Source organism: Mesorhizobium sp. WSM4313 (genome assembly GCF_002294725.1).
Taxonomy (GTDB): Bacteria; Pseudomonadota; Alphaproteobacteria; order Rhizobiales; family Rhizobiaceae; genus Mesorhizobium.
This window is the reverse complement of record NZ_NSFT01000003.1, coordinates 490,691-506,121: the sequence shown is the minus strand read 5'-3', so window position 1 is coordinate 506,121 and position 15,431 is coordinate 490,691. Positions and strand designations below refer to the sequence as shown.

Below are 15,431 nucleotides of genomic sequence, written 5' to 3'. Positions count from 1 at the left end.
GTCTAACTCCCGGCTGCGCCCTCGGCATATTGCGCCAGGAACTCCTCGCTTGGCGGGATCGGCTTGATGACGTCGATCAGCACGCCGTTGGGATCCCTGGTGATGAAATGGCGCTGGCCGAAGGGCTCGTCGCGCAAGCTGCGCAGGATCGGCAGGCCAGCGGCGACAATCCGCTCATAGACCGCGTCGGGATCGCGGACCTCGAAATTGATCAGCAGGCCCGACGTTCGCCCCCGCCCCTCTTGCGGGATCGTCTCATGGTTGCCCTGGACGATGCCAAGGTTGACGCGCCTGTCCTCGCTCGAGCGCAGATGCACATACCAGTCGCTCGCAAACAGCGGCTCGAAGCGGAAATGCTCGACATAAAAATCCGCAGTGCCTGCGACATCATCCGTCATCAGCACCGGATAATAGCTTGTCGTCCTCATCTTTCCTTCTCCTCTCATCCAACATACAGTCTGTATGTAAGTGCGAATAACATACAGGCTGCATGTATGCAACAAGAGTCCGAACGCCGCTCCAATCGCGACCGCACCGAGGCGACGCGCGCCGATCTGATCCGCGCGGCGCGAAAGCTGTTTACGGAAAAGTCCTATGCCGAGACCGGCACGCCGGAGATCGTCGCCGAGGCCGGCGTGACGCGCGGCGCGCTCTACCATCACTTCGCCGACAAGCAGGCGCTGTTCGCGGCAGTCGTCGAGCAGGAAGCGGCGGCCGTTGCGGCCGAGATCGACCATGCCTCGCCGCCTTCGCTGTCCGCGCGTGACGCGCTGATCGCCGGCTCGGACGCCTATCTCAAGGCAATGCGAGCGCCCGGCCGCACGCGGCTTCTGCTGCTTGACGGGCCGGCCGTGCTCGGCCGCGCCGCCATGGACGAGATCGACAACCGCCACGGCAACCGCTCGCTGCGCGAAGGCCTGGTCGCGGCGATGCGCGCGCAAGCAATGACCAGATTGCCGGTCGAGGCGTTGACCGCCCTGCTGGCGGCCGCCTTCGATCGAGCCGCATTAGCCATCGAGGCCGGCGCGTCCAGCGAGGATTACCGCGCGGTGCTGATCGCGCTCATGGACGGCTTGTCTCCGGCTCCTCCTCCGTCCAAACGCCCGGCTCCGTCTCGGTGAAGCAGCCGAGTTGCCGCTTGAACTCGTCGATCAGCCAGGATGCCGCCGGCTTGGGGCTGCGGTCGTTGCGGTGCATGGCGTACATCGGCGAACGGACTTCGCGGTAAGGCTCGAGATCGAGCTCGACCAGCCGTCCGCTGGCTAGGTCGTCGGCGATCAGCCAGCGCGGCAGGCCGCCCCAGCCAAGTCCCTCGCGCATCAGCGCGTGCTTGGTGCGCAGGTCCGTAAGCCGCCAAGTGCGATAGGCAAACACGCCATAGTCGCGGCCGCGCGTCCGCTCCGACTGGTCGGTGACGACAAGCTGGATGTGCTCGCGCAGATCCTCGATCCCGACCGGCTTCGGCAGTTTCGCCAGCGGATGATCGGGTGCGGCAGCCGGCACCAGCGAGATGAAGCCGACGCGCAGCAGATTGACATCGGCATCGCCTTGCAGACCGCCGAAGCCGAGATCCGCCTGGCCGTTGACCACCTGGTCGACAATGAGGCCGAGCGATCCGATATAAAGCCGCAGCATGACCGCCGGGAATTGCGCCTCGAAGGCTTTGAGCACGCGCACCAGCGCCGGTGAGGGCAGCGCCACGTCGACCGATATCGCCACTTCCGCTTCCAGCCCTTGCCGGTAGCCGTCGGCACGCGAACGGATGCGCTGCAGCACGCCGATCATGCGCCGCGCATCTTCCAGCATCGCCTTGCCGACGTCGGTCAGTTGCGGCTCGCGCACGCCTTCGCGTTCGAACAATTTCAGTCCGAGCTGCGCTTCGAGATTGGCGATGCCGTAGCTTACCACCGACTGCGCCCGGTTGAGCTTGCGGCCCGCGGCAGAGAAGCTGCCGGTGTCGGCCACCGCCACTAGAATTTGGAGCTGATCCAATGTCGGGTTCGGCTGCATGCTTCCCATCCATTTTGTTGATGGATTGTATGCATATTATACCCATTATCCTGATGAGGCAGCAATCCCATATTGGCGGGGAAGTTTCAATCCAACCCCAAGGGGACACCGCCATGTCTATTCTTCTCGTTACCTCCAGCCCGCGCGGCGCCGCTTCGCACTCGACCCGCGTCGCCACCGACCTTGCTCAGAAGCTCGCTGCCGCCGATCCGTCCAACACGCTCGTCGTGCGCGATCTCGTCGCCAACCCGCTGCCGCATATCGACCCTGACTACGCCACCGGCATCTACACGCCGGCCGAGGCCCGCACCGCGCGCCAGGCCGAGGTCGTCGGCGTCTCCGACGCCGTGCTCGACGAGCTTTTCGCTGCCGACACCGTGATCCTCGCGACAGGCTTCATCAACTTCAACATCTCCTCGACGTTGAAGTCCTGGGTCGACCACGTCGCCCGCTCGGGCAAGAGCTTTGCCTATGGCGAGAACGGCCCGAAGGGCCTCGTCAACGGCAAGAAGGTCTATATCGTGCTCGCTTCCGGCGGCATCTATTCGGAAGGCGCCGCAGTGCAGATGGACCATGCCGTTCCCTATCTGCGCAGCGTGCTCGGCTTCCTCGGCATGACCGATATCGAAGTGATCCGCGTTGAGGGTGTCGGCATGGGCGCCGACGCCGTCACCGCCGCGCTTGCCAAGGCCACTGCCAAGGTCGACGCGATCGCCGCCGCCACGGCTGACCAGGTCGCCGCCGCGGCCTGACCGCCGATGCCGGAATAAAGAGAGGCAGGCGCCCGCCAGCGCCTGCCTCTCTTTGCATTTTCGCCTCGGTACAGCGGCGGCAGCACCACGACAGGGTGGCGGTCCTCGTGCAGGATCAATCCAAGGCACCGAGCGCGACCCCGATATCCTCCCGTGCCGACAGCGATCCGCCCGCCGCCAGCGCAAACAGCTGGAACGACTTTTTCTTCCCCCTGGTCCTGACCACCTCCAACAATTTGAAGACACTGCCGCAAGGGCTGACTGTGTTCGTCGGCGAATTCACCACCGATTGGGGGTGCTGTTCACCGGGCTGACACTGGCGGCACCGCCGATTACCTTGCTCGACATCGTGCTGTCGAAGCAGTTCATTTTTCCGGCATCAAAGTAAGGCGCGGTTAAATAGGCGCAGTCCAACAACGAAGTCAGGACACCAAAAGTGGCGAACCAGAACAAGATCATCATCACCTGCGCGGTCACAGGCTCGATCCATACGCCGTCAATGTCGCCGCATCTGCCGGTGACAGCTGAGGAGATCGCCACTGCCGCCATCGAGGCGGCCGAAGCGGGTGCCGCGATCGTACACCTTCACGCCCGCAACCCGGTCGACGGTCGCCCAGACCAGTCGACCGAGGCCTTCGCCCCGTTCCTGCAGGTCATCAAGCAGCGCTCCAACTGTGTGGTCAACATCACCACCGGGGGTGCGGCGACGATGAGCGTGGAGGAGCGCGTCAGGCCGGCCAAGATGTTCGCGCCCGAAGTCGCGTCGCTCAACATGGGCTCGATGAATTTCGCGCTGTTCCCGATGCTGGAGCGCTTCAAGACATTCGAGCATGACTGGGAGCGGCCCTATCTGGAATCCTCGCGCGACCGCATCTTCCGCAACACCTTTGGCGACATCGAGCACATCTTGCGCACCTGCGCCGACAACGGCACGCGCTTCGAGATCGAATGCTACGACATCGGCCACCTCTACACGCTGGCGCATTTCGTCGAGCGCGGCCTGGTCAAGGCGCCGTTCTTCGTCCAGAGCGTGTTCGGTATCCTCGGCGGCATCGGCACTCACCCGGAAGACGTTGCCCATATGAAGCGCACCGCCGACCGCCTGTTCGGCAACGACTATCACTGGTCGGTGCTGGGCGCCGGCCGCCACCAACTGCCGATCGCCACGCAAGCGATTGCGCTGGGCGGCAATGTGCGTGTCGGCCTGGAGGACTCGCTATGGATCGGCAAGGGCAAGCTCGCCCGCTCCAGCGCCGAACAGGTGACCAAGGTGCGCCAGATCATCGAAGGCCTCGGCGCCTCGATCGCCACACCCGACGAAGCGCGGCAGATCCTGCAGCTCAAGGGCGGCGACAAGGTCTCGTTCTGAGCGAGGAGAAGCTGGCGGGCGCAGCCGAAGTACTGCTTACCCGAACATCCGCTCGCCCTGCTCGTCGACGAGCTGGATGCCCTTCTTGATCGAGATGTCGACGGCGTCGTCCAGCCCGGCGAAACGGTCGGCGCGGATGAAGCGGTGCTCTTTCATCACACCGTCCACTTCCTTTGAGACGACGCCGCAGGTCTGGTATTGGCCCTCGGCCTTGTAGGGCGTGGCGCTGATCAGAAATCCCTTGTGCTCGACCTGCTTTGCCGGCTTGGCGGTGCCGGCCTCCGTTGCCTCACCGCCGCCGCCGAAAAGCTTCTTCAGAAAAGACATTTTTTCAAAACTCCTATTCACGCGGGCACCAAGGATTCGCGGCGCCCCTGGTTACGCAGGCTTTGCGTCAGCATGCGCGAATGCGCCGCCGTGTTCCAGCCCCTTGACGAAAACGCCGACCAGAAGCTCGATCTGACGCCAGATCTCCTCGGCCTGCCTGCTGTTCGAATTCGCCACATAGCCGCTGGTCACGATGCCGTGCACGCTTGACCACAAGGTCCGCGCCGCAAGCGCGCGGCGGTCGTCGTCGAGGCCGAAATCGCCGGCCTTGAGCACGCCGGCGACGATGTCGAAGAGCGCGTCGAGCAGCGCGTCATAGGCATCGGGGCCCGGCCGCGTCGCCCGGCGGCGGTTGAACGCAAGCACCGCCGGCCAGCTGCCGGGATGCGCCTCGACGAAGCGCACATAGGCCGCCGCCATCGCCAGGATGCGGTGCCGGACATCGGTTACCCCTTGCCTTTCGAGATCGGCCATCGCCGCGATACCTGTCGCGCCGAGCCGGTCGAGCAGCCGCATGTTGACGGCACGGTGCACCTCGTCGAGATCGGCAAAGAGGTTATAGACGGATCCGACCGAGATGCCGGCCTGCTCGGCAATGGTGCGCGCTTTCAGGTTGTCGGCGCCGCCCTCGTTGAGCAGCGCCTCGGCAATGGCGAGCACCTTGTCACTCATCTCTTCCTTGTCCAGCGCCATGCTTCTTTCCTGTCCTTATGTCCGAAGTCGGCAAGCCCGGCCGGGATTCATTCCGTTGCTTGCATTTACCATGTCCGGCGCTTCATGAACAGCGTTCAAAATAGCTTTTGAACAATGTTCATTTCCTGTTATGTTGAGCTTGTGAACAACGTTCACGAAAACAGGGAGAAGAAGACCATGCTTAGCCTGATCAAGACATTGCTGGATGGCGCCAGCGCGCGGGCCGAGGACAATCTGAAGGATCGCTTTGCGATCGACCTTCTGGCCCAGCGCATCCGCGACGCGGAGGCGGGCCTTGCCGCCGCCAAGCAGACGCTCGCCTCGCTGATCGTGCGCCAGCGCGCCGAGCAGACCAGCCTCGACCAGCTCGACCGCCGCATCGCCGATCTGGAAACCCGCACGCTCAGCGCGCTTTCCGCCAACAACCAGGCGCTTGCCGAAGGCGGCGCCTCCGCAATCGCCGAACTCGAGAACGAGCGCGAGGTTCGTCGCGCCACGGTCAAGAGCCTGGGCGAGAAGACCTTGCGGATGCGTCTGTCCGTGGAACAGGCGCATCGCCGCATCATCGATCTCAACCAAGGCATGATCTCAGCCCGGGCGATCGATGCCGAACGCAAGGCGCAGTCGCGCCTCAACCGCTCGATCGGCCGCACCGCAAGCATCAACGAAGCGGAGGAATTGCTGGCCCGCATCAAGGACAGCTCCGACCCGTTCGAGGAAGCCAGCATCCTCGACGAGATCGACGGCGAGCTGCGCCACGAGGCGATCCGCGAACGTCTCGCCGAAGCAGGCCATGGACCGGCCACCAAGGTGCGCGCCCAGGATGTTCTGGCACGCCTCAAATCCCTGAACTGAACCCGCAATTTCCCGTGACGGATCAAATCCAAGGAATACGACGATGAACGGCAATCAGACCTATATCCTCTTCAACACCATATCGGTGGGCGCTGCCTATTTCATGCTCGGCCTGTCGCTGTGGCTTGCTCCCGTCGACCTCTCGACCAAAGGTTACTGGGCGATGGGCGTGCTGCTGCTCACCGGCAGCCTGGTGAACCTGGTCAAATACCGCACCGACGAGCGGATTGCGGCCGAGACCACTGCCAAGATCGAGAAGGCGCGCAACGAGAAGCTGATCAGCGAATATGTCGGCAAGGAATAATCCCCTGCCCTTGCCGATCGCTGACTGAATGCAAAAGCCCGGAGCGATCCGGGCTTTTGGGCTTCCCTATGAGAATGTCTTAGCGGCGAGCCAAGGCTTCGATCGCCTCGGCGGCGTCTTCCAGGATGCTGATCGCCTCGGCCTGCTTGTCCTCCGGCGCGTCGGCGATGTCGCCGAGCGCGGCGCGCAGCCGGTGTCGCAACGAGCGGAACCGGTCACGCGTTTCGGAGCGGCCGCGGCGCCCCTCGTCCTTGTCGTCGCCCCAGCCGAACCATTCGCGCGCCGCGGCCATCTTGCGGCCGAAACGCTCGAGATGGTCGAGCACGCTGTCGATCATCTCGCGGTTCTCGTCCAGATGCGCCTTGCCGGCCTCGGTGATCGAAAACACCTTCTTGTTGCCTTCGCTCGAGGATACCGCGTAGCCCGCCTCCTCCAGGAAGGTCAGCGTTGGATAAACCACGCCCGGGCTCGGGCTGTAGATGCCGCTGGTGCGCTCTTCCAGAGCCTTGATGATGTCGTAGCCGTGGCGCGGCGCGTCGGCCAGCAGCGACAGCGTGATCAGCTTGAGATCGCCGTCGGCCAGCATGCGCCCGGCGCGAAACATGTCGCCCGGGCCGCCGCGTCCACCGCCCCTGCCGCCATGGCCGAACGGGCCGAAACCGCCGCCCCCTCTGGCACCAAATTTGCCAGCCATATGCATGAACATGCGCTCGCCAAAGTGGTTGTGTCTGTGCATGGATTGCTCCTTGAGCTATATCTTACGATACATCGTAAGTAAGGCGCGGCGCTTGTTGAGTCAAGATATATCTTAAGATGTATCTTACACCGTTCCAAGATCGCGTATGCGTCCTCATACGGCTCGGCCAGACCGCTACCAACGGCCCTTGCGTCGGTTCCAGGCGTAGAGCACGTCCGCGAAACGGTCATAGGCAAAGCGCGTCAACGGCAGCGCGATGGGGTTGCCGAACAAGCTCGCCAGCCATCCCTCGCCCGGCGTGATCCGCCAGACCGCGATCGCCACGTCGGCGCCGACCAGCAGCCGCCCGCTTGCGTCGGTCGCATGCAGGCGCCGGCGGATATCCTCCAGCGAGGCGCCGAAGGCGGTGAGCGCCTCAGGTTCGAAATTGATGTCGCGGAATTCGACCCAGCCCGCCTTGACCGCCTCGACCAGCCGCCGCTTCTGCCGGTTGATGCCGGCGTCGCACACCGGACAGCGTGTGTTGTACCAGACTGTCAGCAACGGCTCGGGCATGGCGCGACTATCGGGAATGCGGCGCGGCTTCGCAACAGCCGCGCTGCGCCCGTCAGCACTTTACCCGAGTGAGCTGATGATCTCGCGATAGGCGAATTCCGGAAACGCCTTCATCGTCCGCGTTTTGACATTGCCGCCCGACGACAACATCAGCGCGAAGCGGGCGAGCACCGCATCGTCCGGCGCTTCGACGATGGCGACCATGTCGCATTCGCCCATGGTCAGATAGAATGCCTTGAACGAACCGCCCATTTCCCCCAGCAGCTTCTTGGCGGCATCGAGCCGTTTCGGCGATTCCCGCACATTCTTGGCGCCGAGCTCAGTCCAGTTGATAAGCACGATATAGGTTGTCATGGCACACCTCCCACCGGGAGCCACGGAGCGCGACACCTGGCCGCTGCGACCGGCGCCGGGGCGGGCATCCGGCTTGTAGCCCATAAATGCATCCGACGCACGATTATCCTCCTGTGGGGCAAACCCGACAAGGCGGCATGAGAGGTAGCCGGAAAAGCAAAAAGGGCGCCCGAGGCGCCCTTTCGATTTCGTGTGATTGTATTCCCGCTCAGCTGTCGAGGAAGCTTCTGAGCTTGCGCGACCTGCTCGGATGCTTGAGCTTGCGCAGCGCCTTGGCCTCGATCTGGCGGATACGCTCGCGCGTCACCGAGAACTGCTGGCCGACTTCTTCCAGCGTATGATCGGTGTTCATGCCGATGCCGAAGCGCATTCTGAGCACGCGCTCCTCGCGCGGCGTCAGCGAGGCAAGCACGCGCGTCGTCGTCTCGCGCAGGTTGGCCTGGATCGCCGCGTCGATCGGCAGGATCGCCATCTTGTCCTCGATGAAGTCGCCGAGATGCGAATCCTCCTCGTCGCCGACAGGCGTTTCGAGCGAGATCGGCTCTTTGGCGATCTTCAGCACCTTGCGCACTTTTTCCAGCGGCATGGCGAGCTTTTCCGCCAGTTCCTCCGGCGTCGGCTCGCGGCCGATCTCATGCAGCATCTGGCGCGAGGTGCGCACGATCTTGTTGATCGTCTCGATCATGTGCACCGGAATGCGGATGGTGCGCGCCTGGTCGGCGATCGAGCGGGTGATGGCCTGCCGGATCCACCAGGTGGCGTAGGTCGAGAACTTGTAGCCGCGACGGTACTCGAACTTGTCGACCGCCTTCATCAGGCCGATATTGCCTTCCTGGATGAGATCCAGGAACTGCAGGCCGCGGTTGGTATATTTCTTGGCGATGGAGATGACCAGGCGAAGGTTCGCCTCGACCATTTCCTTCTTGGCGATCGCGGCCTCGCGCTCGCCCTTCTGCACCTGGTTGACGATCTTGCGGAATTCCAGGATCGAGATCGCCGTTTCGGTGGCGAGGTTCTGGATCTCGGCGCGCAGCTCCTTGATCGCATCCTTCTCGTTCTTCGTGAACTCCTTCCAGCCACGCGACGTCAGGTTGGCGATCGAGCGCGTCCAGTTCGGATCGAGCTCCGAGCCCTGATACTCCCGCAGGAACTCCTCACGGCGCACGCCATAGCTTTCGGCGAGGCGCAAAAGCTTGCCCTCGTTCTGCACCAGGCGCTTGTTGATGTCGTAGAGCTGCTCCACCAGCGCCTCGATACGCGCGGCGTTGAGCGACAGCGACTTCACTGCCTTGATCAGCTGGTCCTTCAGCTCCTTCAGGCGGCGGTCCTGGCTGGGCGACAGTGTCCCGGCCGCGGCCAGGCGGTTCTCGACCTGCTGGTCCTGCAGCTTGCGCAGCTTCTTGTAGGTGTCGGCGATGACGTCGAGCGTCTCCATCACCTGCGGGCGCAGTTCCGCTTCCATCGCGGCCAGCGACAGGCTCGCCTCGTCCTCGTCGTCTTCCTCTTCCTCCAGCCCGCGCGTGTCGCCGCCGACATTGGTGATGTCGTCTTCTTCCTCGCGTGCCGCCGAACGGCCGCGCGGCTTCTCCTCGGGCTTGGGCGCTTCCTCGATGCGTTCGACGACGGGCGCCTGCTTGGCTTCGGGGCCGGCATAGGTCGCCTCGAGGTCGATGATCTCGCGCAGCAGGATCTTCGATTCGTTGAGCTCGTCGCGCCAGATGATGATGGCCTGGAACGTCAGCGGGCTTTCGCACAGCCCCGCGATCATCGTTTCGCGGCCGGCCTCGATGCGCTTGGCGATCGCAATTTCGCCCTCGCGCGACAGAAGCTCGACCGAGCCCATCTCGCGCAGATACATGCGCACCGGGTCGTCGGTGCGATCGGTAGGCTCTTTCTTGGTGGTCGTGGCGGCGACGGCGGTGCCGGTCTGCTCGGCGAGCTCGTTGGCGTCTTCCTCGGCGTCGGCGGCCGGCTCGGCTTCCGCCTCCTCGCCGACCTCGTCGTCCTCGACGACGTTGATGCCCATGTCACTGAGCATCGCATTGATATCTTCGATGCGGTCCGGATCCGTCTCTTCCGAGGGAAGCACCGCGTTGAGCTCGTCGAGCGTGACATAGCCGCGTTTCTTCGCGGCCTTGATCATCTTCTTGACAGCATCGTCGGAAAGGTCGAGCAGGGGGCCATCAGTGGCGCCTTCGCGTTCGGTCTCGACCTCTTCCTTTTCCTTTGTCGCCATTCTTTGTCGTCTCCAAGCGGCCGAATATCGAGGCCGCGTAAACTGCCGTACCGGTTATGCTGGACGCGCTCGCGCGGGAACGCTTTTCACCGGCCCAGCAACCGTGTCATCTCTTTTGTTTTGTGCATGTCTCTGTCCCAAACCGGTTTCCACTTTTGGGCGACATGCATTAAGTCCAGATTAACCCTGATATCTGGAGCGGGCACTTTGCCTGTCCAGTCGCCACCGGTGCCTCACATCGCTCGAATTCCCGCCGATGCCGTGGCACGGTTAACGTTTCGAATCGTCCTGATTCCGCCAATCTGCCAGAAGGTCAAGCGCCTCTGGCATGATTCGCATGAAAAAAGCGAATCAATTACCCGACTTAGAGGCGTCGATTCGACGCGCCGCGCATTTCCACTTCACTTCCAATGGGTGGTGTTCGGCCTAAACGCGGCCAACCCTGCCCGACGAGACGCCGAATCCCTCGATCAGCGCTTCCGTTGCCTGCACATCGTTGAATTGCGCTTGAATCTCGACGAGATGCCGGAAGTTTTCATCCGAAGGGTCTGCATCGAGCGCCGCCTGCGCCTGTTTCAGCTCTCTATGTAATGTGCGGGCGCTGCGCTGCAAGTGCATCGCCTGGTTGAAGGCGTCGCGGGCATCCTCAAGCGCCGCGGTTTCGAGCGCCGGCCATTGCCGCGCGCGCTTGATCAACTCGACAGCCCGCTCCCAGATGCCGCTGCATCCGGCGCGCTCGATGGTGGCGATGACCGCGCCGCGCTCGTCGGCCGCGTCATGCGCCATGGCGTCGAGAATGGCCGCGTGCAGCTTGCGCAAATCCGAATTGGCGAGGTCGAGGAATTCGACGTGGGCGAAATTCTCGTCGATCAGCGCCGGATGATTGACCAGCGCCACGATAATCGTCGCCTCGCGCACCGACATCCCCTCGCCGGCCCGCTTGACCAGCGCCGAGCGACCCAGGCTCTCGGTGATCGCGGCGCGCCCGCCGGCCGCCCCACCTTTCGCGAACTGCCCACCGGGCACGGGCGTCTTGCCCTGCCCCGGCTTCCAATCTTGACGGCCTTGCCGAACATTCCGCTGGGCGCCAAAGAAGCTCCGCACCCGTTCGCGCATCACCTGTTGATATTCGTAGCGAACACTCTCGTCGCGGATACGGCTGGCGAGTTCACTCAGCCTTTTTCCCAGCTCGGCGCGTCGCTCTGGCGTCTCGAAGACACCGCCGGCGGTCTCCCGCATCCACAGAAGGTCGACAAGCGGTCGCGCCTCCGCCAGCACCACGCGGAACGCGTCCGGTCCCTCGGCCTTGACCAGGTCGTCGGGGTCCTTGCCTTCCGGCAGCAGCGCAAAACGTGCCGAGCGCCCGGCCTGCACGGAGGGGAGCGCGAGATCGGCCGCACGCCATGCCGCCTTCAGCCCGGCCTGGTCGCCGTCGAAGCACAGCACCGGCTCGGGCGCCATGCGCCACAGAAGCTCGAGCTGGTTTTCGGTCAGCGCAGTGCCGAGCGGCGCCACGGCATTCTCGAAGCCTGCCTGCGCCAGCGCGATCACGTCCATATAGCCTTCGACGGCGATCACCGTGCCGCCTTTGGCCAACGCCTTGCGGGCGCGCGCGAAATTGTAGAGCACGTTGCCCTTGTGGAAGAGCTCCGTCTCCGGCGAATTCATGTATTTGGCGAGCGCGTCGGGCGCCAGCGCGCGCCCGCCAAAGGCGATGATCTTGCCGCGCGAATCCGGGATTGGAAACATGATGCGGTCGCGGAACCAGTCATAGGAGACCGGGATGTCGTCGCCGTGCCGCACCAGGCCGCAGGCCTCGATATCGGCCTTCGGCACGCCCTTGGCGGCAAGATGTTCCTTGAGCGCGTTGCGGCTGTCGGGCGCATAGCCCAGACGAAAGGATTGCTGCGTTGCCGGCGTCAGCCCGCGGTCGCGCAGATACGCGCGGGCTTTGGCGCCGTCGGCGCTCTGCAGCCGCTCCTGGAAGAAGGCGGTCGCCATTTCCATGACGTCGGTCAGGCTGGCGCGTTCCTTCTCGCGCCGCTCTTCCTGTTCGTCGCGCACCGGCATCGGCACGCCGGCCATCTCGGCGATCTTCTCGACGGCTTCGGGGAAGCTTAATCCGTCTAGCTCGGTGAGGAACTTGAAATGGTCGCCCGAAACCGAGCAGCCGAAACAGTGATAGCGGCCCTTCTTGTCCTCGCAATGGAAGGACGGGCTCTTCTCGCCGTGGAAGGGACAGCAGGCCCAGTAGTCGCCGCGCGACGCGTTGGTCTTCTTCCTGTCCCATGCGACGCGCGTGCCGATCACCTGCGAAATCGGCACGCGGTCGCGTATCTCGTCGAGGAAGGCGGGCGGAAAGCGCATCGGGGAACTCGTTTGCCCTCCATATAATCAACCCGCCCGGGCACGGCGACCCCATCCGGCTCATCGTACCCGCTTTTCACAGACGAAAAGAACGCGGCGGCGGGTGGCAGCCTTCCGAATTTCGCGATTGTCGCGGATTACCGCGCGGCGATCGCGCCGAACACGATGCCGGAGAGGATGCTGACCAGCAAATAGTCGTTGCCGACGCGGATCCATTCCTGGCCGGGACCAGGGCGGCGCAGGCCGTGGCGGTTCCAGTCGCGGACCGGCTGGTGACGGTTCCAGTCGGAATATCTTTGGCCGTTGCGCCAATGGCTGCGCCTTACCACCTTGTTCTTTACGATGACCCGCTTGTCGAGATGCCTGCCGGGCTTCTGCCAGTCGACCTGGGTGTAGCTCGACTGCGGCGTGCTCGGCTGGGCGAGCGGCGCGGCCTGGCCGGAGAAGGCCGAGGCGGCCAGCAACGAGGCGGTGACGGCGCAAAGTATGAGACGCTTCATGGTCGGTATTCCTTGTTGTCGATAGGCAGAGGAATAGCCGCCAATGGATGAACCGAAACTGAATGCCAGAATTACAATTCTGCAATGTTTTCCAAGACTTGCACCGGCCGCTTGAACAACGCTTCGGATCATGCGGCCGAGCGTCGGGCGATATGAGGCGAAGCGCTGCCGCTAGGCGCATGCAACCAATGCTTCCTGCAGTCATTTCCGACATGCGCCGTCGAGTCGAGACGATCATCGCATCAGAAAAATCTATTATTCGGCTAATTTTAACTGGTATATTTCGACTCGTTGAAATGACTAAGATTCGCACCCCTCTCCGCACCCCTGGTGCCATCTCACGGGTTCGGCTGTGAGCGGCTCCGTCGTCCTCCTGCACCTTGCCGGCGCGGTGGCGCTGATGCTGTTCGCCACCCGCATGATGAAGACGGGCGTCGAGCGCGCCTATGGCGACGTGCTGCGCCACCGGCTGCGCGCCACCATGCGCAATCCGGTCATGGCGGTGCTGGCCGGCTGCGGGCTGGCGATCGCGCTGCAGAGCTCGACCGCGGTGACGCTGCTGGTCGGCTCCTTCGCCGGCGCCGGCATCGTTTCGGGCGCCGCCGGGCAATTGGCAGTGCGCGGCGCCGAGATCGGTTCGGCGCTGGTGGCCAAGCTGCTCACCTTCGACCTGACGCTTTTGGTGCCGCTCTGCCTGATCGCCGGCACGGTCATGTTCATGGCCACCGAGCGGCGCGATTGGCGGCAGATAGGCCGTATCCTGATTGGCGTCGGCCTGCTGATCCTGTCGCTGGAGATGATCGGTCAGGCGTCGGAACCGCTGCGCAACAGCCAGTTGATGCCGCTGATCGTCAACTATTTCTCCGGCGACTATGTCACCGCTTACCTGCTCGCCGCGCTGGTTACCTGGCTGTTCCATTCCTCGATCGCCGCCGTGCTGCTCCTGGTGACGCTGGCCGGGCGCGGCTTTATCCCTCCCGAGCTCGGCATCGTGCTGGTGCTCGGCGTCAATCTCGGCTCCTCGATCATCGCGCCCCTGCTTACCCGCAATGCCGATCCGGGCGTCCGCGTCGTGCCGATCGGGAACCTTTTGATGCGCGGCATGGGCTCGCTGGTGATGCTGATCCTGTTCATGACGCTGAAGCCGCCCATCGGCTTCCCCGGCGCCACCGTTCCGGACCAGATCGTCAACGCCCACATCCTGTTCAATGTGATCATCCTGCTCGCCGGACTGCCACTCGCGGGCCTCGTCTACCGCGTCTCGGAGAAGATCGTTGCGCTCGGAGCCGTGCCGGAGCCGACCGCCACGCTGGATGTCGTCGAACTGTCGGCGCTCAATGAAAGCGCGTTGGACACGCCGAGCCAGGCGCTGGCCAATGCGACGCGCGAGGTGGTGCGGGTCTGCGAGACGGTCGAGATCATGTTGAAGCGCATCATCGAGCTTTACGAGGACGCCGACACTGACAAGATCAAGGCGCTGGCCGCGCTCGACGACCGCGTCGACAGGAAGCACGCGGCGATAAAACTCTATCTCGCCAAGATCACCAGGAACCCGCTGACCGAGGATGAGGCATTGCGGTGCCAGGAGCTGATCGGCGCCTGCGTCAAGCTGGAGCAGGTCGGCGACATCATCGTGCGCAACATGCTGGTGCATGTCAGGAAGAAGCTGGAGCGCGGCCTGGAATTCACACCGGAAGGCTGGCAGGAGCTCTGCGCCTTCCATTCCTCGGTGCTCGCCAATGCGCGGCTCGCCTTCAACGTGCTGGTCTCGCGCGATCCGGAAACCGCGCGCCAGCTGGTGCTGGAAAAGGATCTCTTGCGTGAACGCGAGAAGGAAACCAGCGCCAGCCATTTTCAGCGCCTGCGCGAAGGCACCGCCAAGAGCGTCGAGACGAGCTCGATCCACCTCGACACCATCCGCGACCTGAAGCAGATCAACTCGCTGCTCGCCTCGATCGCCTATCCGGTGCTCGAGGAGCGCGGCCTGCTCGGCGGGTCGCGGCTGAAGGCCAGCTGAGGCGATCGGGACCTGCCAAAAAATTAGTCTTTGCTCATCCTCGCTTCCGTCGGCTAAGGAACGCCAGTGGACCTGTTGGGAGGACGATCCGTCGATGGACACGCATTCGCGCAGCTTCGCCAAGGCGCTTTCATGGCGCGCCACCGGCACGATCGACACGATGATCATCTCCCTGGTGGTCACCGGCAGCATCAAGCTCGCCGCCACGATCGGGCTCACCGAGGTCGTCACCAAGTCGCTGCTTTACTACCTGCACGAACGGGCCTGGCTGAAGATCCCTTACGGGCGCAAAACGGCAGCGTAGCAGCAAGCGACAGGCCGGCTTTGATCCGTCCGGTCAAGAAAAGCTAAAGCGCCATCGCCAATTTCTGCATTGCCGCGCCCGCGCAGGCATG

At 63.6% G+C, this 15,431-nt stretch carries 18 protein-coding genes; 8 read left to right on the top strand and 10 right to left on the bottom strand.

Annotated elements, in window-relative coordinates:
• Positions 1-2: 2 nt before the first annotated feature.
• Positions 3-428, bottom strand: a complete 426-nt coding sequence (locus CK219_RS10320) for a VOC family protein (protein WP_095766636.1) — start codon at positions 426-428, stop codon at positions 3-5.
• A gap of 66 nt (positions 429-494) precedes the next feature.
• On the opposite strand from CK219_RS10320, the gene CK219_RS10315 reads away from it, so the two are divergent.
• Positions 495-1,121 (top strand): TetR/AcrR family transcriptional regulator, encoded by a 627-nt coding sequence (locus CK219_RS10315; RefSeq protein ID WP_095766635.1) that lies wholly within the window; start codon positions 495-497, stop codon positions 1,119-1,121.
• Here CK219_RS10315 and CK219_RS10310 read toward each other — a convergent pair.
• The gene (locus tag CK219_RS10310) at positions 1,063-2,010 is read right to left on the bottom strand and encodes a LysR family transcriptional regulator (RefSeq protein WP_095766737.1); all 948 of its coding nucleotides are present in this window, start codon (positions 2,008-2,010) and stop codon (positions 1,063-1,065) included. The two genes, CK219_RS10315 and CK219_RS10310, sit on opposite strands and share 59 nt — an antisense overlap.
• Positions 2,011-2,123: 113 nt before the next feature.
• Here CK219_RS10310 and CK219_RS10305 point away from each other — a divergent pair, with 113 nt between their 5' ends.
• The 3 genes from CK219_RS10305 to CK219_RS10295 all read left to right on the top strand — a co-directional run bounded on the left by CK219_RS10305 (position 2,124) and on the right by CK219_RS10295 (position 4,131).
• Entirely contained in the window at positions 2,124-2,762 is a 639-nt protein-coding gene (locus tag CK219_RS10305; protein WP_095766634.1) for an FMN-dependent NADH-azoreductase, read from the top strand.
• A gap of 107 nt (positions 2,763-2,869) precedes the next feature.
• Positions 2,870-3,076, top strand: coding sequence for a hypothetical protein (locus CK219_RS32090; protein ID WP_245340433.1), 207 nt, complete (start codon positions 2,870-2,872; stop codon positions 3,074-3,076).
• A 122-nt stretch (positions 3,077-3,198) separates the two neighbouring features.
• Positions 3,199-4,131 carry a 3-keto-5-aminohexanoate cleavage protein gene (locus tag CK219_RS10295; protein ID WP_095766633.1) on the top strand — a complete coding sequence of 311 codons (933 nt, stop codon included), beginning with the start codon at positions 3,199-3,201 and terminating at the stop codon, positions 4,129-4,131.
• 36 nt (positions 4,132-4,167) lie between these two features.
• On the opposite strand, the gene CK219_RS10290 is transcribed toward CK219_RS10295, so the two are convergent.
• On the bottom strand, positions 4,168-4,458 hold the full coding sequence (locus CK219_RS10290; protein WP_095766632.1) for an HlyU family transcriptional regulator: 291 nt from the start codon (positions 4,456-4,458) through the stop codon (positions 4,168-4,170).
• Between the two features lie 51 nt (positions 4,459-4,509).
• Entirely contained in the window at positions 4,510-5,151 is a 642-nt protein-coding gene (locus CK219_RS10285) for a TetR/AcrR family transcriptional regulator (protein WP_095766631.1), read from the bottom strand.
• A gap of 177 nt (positions 5,152-5,328) precedes the next feature.
• On the opposite strand from CK219_RS10285, the gene CK219_RS10280 reads away from it, so the two are divergent.
• Positions 5,329-6,006, top strand: coding sequence for a PspA/IM30 family protein (locus CK219_RS10280; protein WP_095766736.1), 678 nt, complete (start codon positions 5,329-5,331; stop codon positions 6,004-6,006).
• Positions 6,007-6,049: 43 nt separating this feature from the next.
• Positions 6,050-6,310 (top strand): YiaA/YiaB family inner membrane protein, encoded by a 261-nt coding sequence (locus CK219_RS10275; RefSeq protein WP_095766630.1) that lies wholly within the window; start codon positions 6,050-6,052, stop codon positions 6,308-6,310.
• Between the two features lie 79 nt (positions 6,311-6,389).
• On the opposite strand, the gene CK219_RS10270 is transcribed toward CK219_RS10275, so the two are convergent.
• The 6 genes from CK219_RS10270 to CK219_RS10245 form a co-directional block, all read right to left on the bottom strand.
• Complete coding sequence (locus CK219_RS10270) at positions 6,390-7,046, bottom strand: PadR family transcriptional regulator (protein ID WP_095766629.1); 657 nt, start codon at positions 7,044-7,046, stop codon at positions 6,390-6,392.
• Positions 7,047-7,181: 135 nt separating this feature from the next.
• Complete coding sequence (locus CK219_RS10265) at positions 7,182-7,562, bottom strand: DCC1-like thiol-disulfide oxidoreductase family protein (protein WP_176476974.1); 381 nt, start codon at positions 7,560-7,562, stop codon at positions 7,182-7,184.
• Between the two features lie 60 nt (positions 7,563-7,622).
• Positions 7,623-7,916: a GYD domain-containing protein gene (locus CK219_RS10260; RefSeq protein WP_095766734.1), complete on the bottom strand. Its 294-nt coding sequence runs from the start codon at positions 7,914-7,916 to the stop codon at positions 7,623-7,625.
• A gap of 208 nt (positions 7,917-8,124) precedes the next feature.
• The gene (rpoD, locus tag CK219_RS10255; protein ID WP_095766628.1) at positions 8,125-10,152 is read right to left on the bottom strand and encodes an RNA polymerase sigma factor RpoD; all 2,028 of its coding nucleotides are present in this window, start codon (positions 10,150-10,152) and stop codon (positions 8,125-8,127) included.
• A 426-nt stretch (positions 10,153-10,578) separates the two neighbouring features.
• A complete protein-coding gene (gene dnaG, locus CK219_RS10250; RefSeq protein WP_095766627.1) occupies positions 10,579-12,519 on the bottom strand; it encodes a DNA primase in 1,941 nt (646 codons plus the stop codon).
• Positions 12,520-12,656: 137 nt separating this feature from the next.
• Entirely contained in the window at positions 12,657-13,019 is a 363-nt protein-coding gene (locus tag CK219_RS10245) for an RcnB family protein (RefSeq protein WP_095766626.1), read from the bottom strand.
• 352 nt (positions 13,020-13,371) lie between these two features.
• Here CK219_RS10245 and CK219_RS10240 point away from each other — a divergent pair, with 352 nt between their 5' ends.
• Both CK219_RS10240 and CK219_RS10235 read left to right on the top strand, forming a co-directional pair.
• On the top strand, positions 13,372-15,036 hold the full coding sequence (locus tag CK219_RS10240) for a Na/Pi cotransporter family protein (RefSeq protein ID WP_095766625.1): 1,665 nt from the start codon (positions 13,372-13,374) through the stop codon (positions 15,034-15,036).
• Positions 15,037-15,130: 94 nt separating this feature from the next.
• A complete protein-coding gene (locus CK219_RS10235; protein ID WP_095766624.1) occupies positions 15,131-15,340 on the top strand; it encodes a DUF2061 domain-containing protein in 210 nt (69 codons plus the stop codon).
• Positions 15,341-15,431: the final 91 nt, after the last annotated feature.

Excerpts from the sequence above, each read along its gene's own strand:
- CK219_RS10320 (WP_095766636.1), bottom strand. The coding sequence starts at position 428 with ATGAGGACGACAAGCTATTATCCGGTGCTGATGACGGATGATGTCGCA.
- CK219_RS10315 (WP_095766635.1), top strand. The coding sequence starts at position 495 with ATGCAACAAGAGTCCGAACGCCGCTCCAATCGCGACCGCACCGAGGCG.
- CK219_RS10310 (WP_095766737.1), bottom strand. The coding sequence starts at position 2,010 with ATGCAGCCGAACCCGACATTGGATCAGCTCCAAATTCTAGTGGCGGTG.
- CK219_RS10305 (WP_095766634.1), top strand. The coding sequence starts at position 2,124 with ATGTCTATTCTTCTCGTTACCTCCAGCCCGCGCGGCGCCGCTTCGCAC.
- CK219_RS10290 (WP_095766632.1), bottom strand. The coding sequence starts at position 4,458 with ATGTCTTTTCTGAAGAAGCTTTTCGGCGGCGGCGGTGAGGCAACGGAG.
- CK219_RS10285 (WP_095766631.1), bottom strand. The coding sequence starts at position 5,151 with ATGGCGCTGGACAAGGAAGAGATGAGTGACAAGGTGCTCGCCATTGCC.
- CK219_RS10280 (WP_095766736.1), top strand. The coding sequence starts at position 5,329 with ATGCTTAGCCTGATCAAGACATTGCTGGATGGCGCCAGCGCGCGGGCC.
- CK219_RS10275 (WP_095766630.1), top strand. The coding sequence starts at position 6,050 with ATGAACGGCAATCAGACCTATATCCTCTTCAACACCATATCGGTGGGC.
- CK219_RS10270 (WP_095766629.1), bottom strand. The coding sequence starts at position 7,046 with ATGCACAGACACAACCACTTTGGCGAGCGCATGTTCATGCATATGGCT.
- CK219_RS10265 (WP_176476974.1), bottom strand. The coding sequence starts at position 7,562 with ATGCCCGAGCCGTTGCTGACAGTCTGGTACAACACACGCTGTCCGGTG.
- CK219_RS10260 (WP_095766734.1), bottom strand. The coding sequence starts at position 7,916 with ATGACAACCTATATCGTGCTTATCAACTGGACTGAGCTCGGCGCCAAG.
- rpoD (WP_095766628.1), bottom strand. The coding sequence starts at position 10,152 with ATGGCGACAAAGGAAAAGGAAGAGGTCGAGACCGAACGCGAAGGCGCC.
- dnaG (WP_095766627.1), bottom strand. The coding sequence starts at position 12,519 with ATGCGCTTTCCGCCCGCCTTCCTCGACGAGATACGCGACCGCGTGCCG.
- CK219_RS10245 (WP_095766626.1), bottom strand. The coding sequence starts at position 13,019 with ATGAAGCGTCTCATACTTTGCGCCGTCACCGCCTCGTTGCTGGCCGCC.
- CK219_RS10235 (WP_095766624.1), top strand. The coding sequence starts at position 15,131 with ATGGACACGCATTCGCGCAGCTTCGCCAAGGCGCTTTCATGGCGCGCC.